Raw genomic sequence first — 5,431 nt, forward strand, 5'->3', positions numbered from 1 at the left:
TATCAGAAAGGATGATGCAGAACTATCTTGATGAATTCTGTTATAAGCTCAACAGAAGATATTTCGGTCAAAAACTATTTGACAGGCTCATCATTGCTTCTATTTATCCATACTGGCATGATTGCGGATAATCATAAAAAATATTTATATGTTTTTATCTTACAGTTTCTTCTGTTTTAGGTTTACTTTTTAAAAATTCGTTTTAAACGATTTTTTGTAGTGATTTCAATTTTTACTTTTGTTATAATTAAAAATTAAGGCGAATAATAAGTAGTAAAAACATTAAATTCGGAATAAAATTTTTTTCTAAACATTTATTATAATAATTCGTAGGTCTGTGTCCACCTTGGAAAATATTTTCTGTTTGATTGGTTTTTAGGTAGTTTTCCAAATAAATACTTAGTGTTAACTTTTTGTTAATTCATTAATATTTTTTATACAAATTGAATTTTAACAAGCTTTAACTTAGAATTGCTCGATTGATAAAACTCAAAAAAATAACATGAAGAGGATTTTACTAGTAACCGCATTTTTGACATTGCTATCATCAGCAGTGTTTGCGCAGAGTAGAACTGTCTCTGGTCAGGTAACTTCGCGAGAGGAGCCTGAAGGAATTCCAGGGGTAAATGTTCTGATTAAAGGTACCACTAATGGTACTGTAACAGATTTTAACGGTAACTACACCTTGTCCATCCCAAGTGGGGATAACGTGGTGTTAGTTTTTTCTTTTGTAGGTTTCCTGCAAAAAGAGGTACGTGTTGGTAATAACAGTATTTTGGATGTTATTTTAGAGCAAGACCTTAAAACACTAAATGAAGTGGTAGTGGTAGGTTATGGTACTCAAGAGCGAAGAGACATTACAGGATCTGTGACTTCGATAAGTAACAAATCCATCGAAAACTTGGTGACCCCTTCATTTGAATCCCAGTTGGCGGGTCGTGCACCTGGGGTTCAGATTACTACTCCTAATGGTACCTTAGGAGCAGCTCCTATTATTCGTGTAAGAGGTGTGAACTCTATTACTGGTAGTGCTAGCCCTTTGATAGTAATCGATGGAGTACCTGTGGTTGATGCTGATAGGTCTGCTGTAAACGCCTCTAACCCGCTGGCAAACATCAACCCAGCAGATATCGAGTCATTCGAAGTACTGAAAGATGGTTCTGCAACGGCTATCTTCGGTTCCAGAGCTGCTAATGGTGTAATTTTGATTACGACTAAAAGAGGTTCTTCTGGCAAAGCTGTTGTGAATTACAATACGTCTATCGGTTTTAACGAAGCTCAGAACCGCTTTGATCTTTTGGACGGTAATGACTTTGTGACGATTGCAAACGAAAGAAGGACAAATGCCAACCAAGCTCCTCTCGCAAATCCAAGTGATATTAATACCGATTGGCAGGATTTGATCTTGAGAAGAGGTTTTACGCAGCAGCACAATCTTTCTATTTCTGGTGGTTCGGATGCTACGAAGTATTTCTTCTCCATGGGCTTCACCGAGCAAGAGTCTGCCTTGGAGCTAAATGATTTGAGAAGATACTCATTCAGAGCAAATGTAGACCATAGTGTGTCCAAGTCTGTTAGAATCGGTACCTCTATGAATTACTCTTTTACCGAAATCAACGGATTGAATCAGGGAGCTAACTCACTTTCAGGTATCATGCTGAATGCTACCCGAGCATTGCCAAACGTTTCGCCATTCGATCCCGCCAATACGCGATTTGATGGATTCAACGTAACAGCTGATGGTCGTACAACAGGCTTTGGTACCAACTTGGCTGGGCCTGATAATAACTTGCCAAATATTGGTTTCGTATTGGATAACAATGTTTTCAGAAACCGTATTCATAGAATTTTGGGTAATACCTATGCTGAAGTTGACTTAGCCAAAGGCCTAACTGCACGTTCCATGGTCGGAGTGGATTTGACTTTAGCTGAGGACTTCCAGTCTTTAGATCCGAGACATGGTGATGGACAGAGTGTGAATGGATCCGTTTTTATGGCTTTCAATCCAGCAACTCGTTGGAACTGGCAGAATACCTTGAACTATCAGGCAATTTTTGCTGAAAATCACATCTTCAATGTTACGTTGGGAGCGGAATTTCAATATGATCAGTTCTATAATTTTTCTGCATCAGGTAATGATATCTCCGATGATTTCTTTAGAAGAGATAACTTGATTTCTGGTTCTTATAACAATCAGTTCTCCGGTGGAGGATTTGCTGACAGAGGATTTGATTCTTATTTCAGTAGAATCAATTATGGCTATAAAGGTAAATATCTCGCTTCCTTCACGATAAGAAATGACGGGATCTCTGATTTGGCCAGAGAAAATCAAAGAGGTACTTTCTTTGGAGGATCGTTGGGATGGAGAATTTCTGATGAAGCATTCTTCAACTCTAGGTTAATCTCTGACTTTAAATTAAGAGGTTCCTACGCAGAAGTTGGAAATACAGAGATTGGAACTTTTGCTGCTTTTGGAGGATTCAGCCCTGTTTTGGGTGGTGCAGGTGCAGGTTTGGGTTACAATAGAATAGCCAATAGAGGTTTACTTTGGGAAACATCCAAAAAAGTAAACATTGGTTTGGATATGACGATTGGTAAGGTAACTATCGCGGCAGATGTCTTTAGAAACAATATTGATGGTTTGATTTTGAGCGCTCCAACCATCCCATCTTTGGGTGTGCCTGGTAACTCCATCAATCAAAACGTTGGTTCTATGTTCAATGAAGGTATTGAATTCAGAATGTTTACCAATGTTATGGAAAGAGGTAAATTCTCTTGGAACACAGATTTTAACTTGACGTTGATCCGCAATGAAGTGACGAATCTGGTACAGCCTATTGTATCTACTTACAACAGAACAGAGGTAGGCGGTCCTATTGCGCAATTGTATGGATTCAGATGGGCGGGTGTAAACTCAGCTAATGGTAACCCAATGTACTTTAGAGGAGATGATATCGTTCAGTTCAATTTGCAGCAAGGAAACTTAGGTTGGAGAGCATTTGACCCTGCTAACCCAGCCAATATTTCAACGGCAGCTGGACTTCCGACGCAAGAATTCTTAGGCAATACCCTGCCAATCTGGCAAGGAGGATGGATCAACAACTTTACCTATGGTAACTGGGATGCTGAATTGTTCTTCAGATTTTCTGGAGGTAATTTCATCATGAATGAAACTTTGAGAGGTCAATTAGGTCAAGGTTTCTCCAACAACAATGCCATTGTGATGAACAGATGGACAGAATCCGGTCAGCAAACAGATATTCCAAGACAGTATTCAGGGCAAGATGCCAACATGTGGTTGACAGCAGCTTCTAACTCTAGATTTGTGGAAAGAGGAGACTTCTTACGAGTTCAGAATATTGTGATTGGCTATACCGTGCCGACAGCAACTTTACAGAGTGCGTTTAAGGGAGCTATCTCCAGTGCGCGATTCTTTGCACAGGCACAGAATCCATTCCTATTCACTGGATACTCTGGCTTAGATCCTGAAGCTAATCAGTTCGCTGGTCAGTTGCAGTTTGGTGTTGACTGGAACGTTACTCCAATCTTCAGAACGTATTCTATTGGTCTGAATGTAGGGTTTTAATGCACATCAATAATTGAAAAAAGATGAAAAAGATACAATTTAGAAATATAAAATTAGGGATTGCTGCATTCGCACTGGCAGGTATTACCAGTTCATGCGAGGTGACAGATCTTTCTCCAGCAAACTTGATTCCGGATGAGGAGTCTTTTGGTACGGCTGCCAGAGTGGAGTCTTTGGTCCTGGGCGTATATGAGTCTGCGCAGCAAGGCTTTTACTTGGGATCTGCCGGTCAGGCAGGGAGGGGTTATCCTTTCGGAGCTGCCAACGTACAGCAAGGGGATTTGAGAGGTGAAGACATGTACAACGATCAATTGTTTTATGAAATTACCTACATCGCTGCACATACTCCTTTCAGTGCCAACAATAATGGTATGTGGATTTCTATTTATCGTATGATCAATAGAGCAAACATTGTTTTGGAAAGCTTGGATGCGGCTTTAGAGAATGGGGTGATCACCCAAGAGGTGAGAAATACCCTAAGAGGTGAGATGTTGTTTTTGAGAGCCTTGGGCCATCATGAGTTGCTCACACACTTCTCTAGACCATATATGGGTGATCCAAGTGCCATGGGTGTGCCTTACAGAAGAGTAGCGATCAATGATGTGCCTTTGGTGGCAGCAAATGAAACCTTGGGTAGAACCACGGTGGCAGAAGATTATGCATTGATCTTAGCAGACTTGAATGAGGCTGAGGAGTTGTTGCCTTTGACCCGAAATCATGCCCGTGTCCGCAGAGGTGCAGCGATAGGACTGAAGTCTCGAGTAATGTTACACATGGGTAACTGGCAGGGAGTTATTGACGAACATGCAAAGTTAGCAGGGACTTACTCTTTGATGGATTCTCCAGTAACACCTTTCAGGACTGTTAATAGTGCAGAAAATATTTTCTCATTTGTGCATACGGCTGAATCTAATGCAGGTGTGAATGGTGCTTTACCATCCATGTACGGAAATCCCGCAAGAGGTGCCCGGGGTCTTGTAAAGGTCAGCCCGCTTATCTGGAGATCAGACTTTTGGCACCCGGAGGATATCCGAAGAACTGAATTGACAGATAGAAATGCAGGAGGTATTTATACATTTAAATACACAGATGTTATCAATAGAACAGATCCTAATCCGATTCTAAGATACGCTGAGTCTGTATTAAATGCAGCTGAGGCACATGCACGTCAAGGTAATACAACAGTAGCAGTCGAATTATTGAATTCTGTAAGAGACCGTGCATTACCAGAAACTGTTCCGTCGTTTACATCAGCGGATTTCGCCAATACAGATGAGCTTTTAACCGCAATTTTCAATGAGCGAAGAATTGAATTGTTGGCAGAAGGTAGAAGATGGGCAGATATTCACCGACTATCAGGAGAAGGTAGAATTCCAGGTATCCCTATCAAAGCAACTTCTCGATCAATTACCAGTTTGGATTTCTATACCACCAATAGAGAAATTCCAACTGATCATGACTTGCCTTATACCAGCAATCTATTTGTTTGGCCAATTCCGATCGATGAGATTGTAAATAATAGCCAAGATCCAATTCCTCAGAATCCTGGCTATTAATTAACCTATATCAGCAATTTGTTCACTCTCCGAATCTTTGGTTCGGAGAGTTTTTTTGAGTAAAACTAAAACCTTTTGCTTTTATTTTTCGTAAAAACAGCCGTCTATTTTCAAAAATCTGCTTCATTGTTAAGTTTTGTTAAAAAAAAATATGTATATCCGTAATTACACCAGTAGCCAAATAAATATATAATGACAGTTAGTGACAATTGCTATTTGTGATCATTCAATGTATCTAAATTAGGTCAAAATAAACGGTTTTGACCATGAATATTGTAAACTTCATCAA

General features: G+C 39.9%; 2 protein-coding genes and 1 pseudogene. All 3 read left to right on the plus strand.

Going from position 1 to position 5,431, the window contains the following annotated elements; all coding sequences use genetic code 11:
- Positions 1-131 (plus strand): annotated as a pseudogene (locus tag ACXIUD_RS01515) (IS1595 family transposase); the annotation flags it as partial.
- A 371-nt stretch (positions 132-502) separates the two neighbouring features.
- Complete coding sequence (locus ACXIUD_RS01520) at positions 503-3,586, plus strand: SusC/RagA family TonB-linked outer membrane protein (protein ID WP_458050874.1); 3,084 nt, start codon at positions 503-505, stop codon at positions 3,584-3,586.
- A 23-nt stretch (positions 3,587-3,609) separates the two neighbouring features.
- Positions 3,610-5,142: a RagB/SusD family nutrient uptake outer membrane protein gene (locus tag ACXIUD_RS01525; protein ID WP_458050875.1), complete on the plus strand. Its 1,533-nt coding sequence runs from the start codon at positions 3,610-3,612 to the stop codon at positions 5,140-5,142.
- Positions 5,143-5,431 lie beyond the last annotated feature (289 nt).

The sequence above is a fragment of the Mongoliitalea sp. genome, from assembly GCF_054166905.1.